The 819-nt window shown below is 65.8% G+C and carries 2 protein-coding genes; both read right to left on the reverse strand.

Features of this window, described 5'->3' with window-relative positions:
• A partial coding sequence (locus CWO89_RS44725; RefSeq protein ID WP_207234723.1) for an IS66 family transposase occupies positions 1-517 on the reverse strand: 517 nt, incomplete at its 3' end.
• A gap of 73 nt (positions 518-590) precedes the next feature.
• The coding region (gene tnpB / locus CWO89_RS44730) for an IS66 family insertion sequence element accessory protein TnpB (protein ID WP_130584440.1) at positions 591-819 on the reverse strand (229 nt) is incomplete at its 5' end.

Here is an 819-nt window from a genome sequence, read left to right on the forward strand (position 1 = left end):
CCGGCGGCTGGGTGATCGCTTCGCAGGCCCGGCAGACGAGCTTCTCGCGCACGTGCTGGATCACCTTCCACTGGCGCGGAACGAGCTCCAGCGTCTCGGTCACGTCCTCGCCGAGCTTGCGCAATCGGCTGTCGCCGCAGCATGGGCAGGTGGCCGGCACCGGATAGACGAGGCGCTCCCGTGGCAGATGCTCCGGCAGCGGCCGGCGGGCTGGCTTGCGGCGCTCGAACGATGGCACCGCAATCTTCTCGGCTGCCATCTGCGCCGCGGTGTCAGCTTGCGCCGCATTCTCCTCCAGGTCGGCGAGCTGTAGCTCAAGCTGGTCCAGCAATGCGCCCCGCTCGGAGGATTGTCCGAACTGCTCGTGCCGGAGCTTCTTGATCGTGAGTTTGAGCTTCTCGATCAGCAACGTCCCCGCCTGGGCCTCGGCTTCCGCGGCCAACCGGGCCGCTCGCTCGGCGCGCAGCATCGCCTGCAGCGTCGTCACATCGTCGGGAAGAGAATCATCGGCGCCCATCGGCGACCAGTGAATCACAAGACGCGGCCTCTGTCCGAACCGCTTGTCGTGCCACCGATTCAAATCCCAGCGATCAGCCAGCCGCCTGCGGTCGCCAGGTATGTTGCGGCATCCGCCAGTCGATGCCCTCCAGCAGGTAGCCAAGCTGGGCTGGGGTGATTGTCACCACGCCATCAGCCGATGATGGCCACAGGAAGCGGCCGCGCTCCAGCCGCTTGGCATAAAGCGACATGCCCAGTCCATCGTGCCAAAGGATCTTGATCAGCTTGCCGCTTTTGCCACGGAACACGTAGAGGTCGCCG

It is taken from the genome of Bradyrhizobium sp. Leo170 (assembly GCF_004296405.1).
Lineage (GTDB): Bacteria > Pseudomonadota > Alphaproteobacteria > Rhizobiales > Xanthobacteraceae > Bradyrhizobium.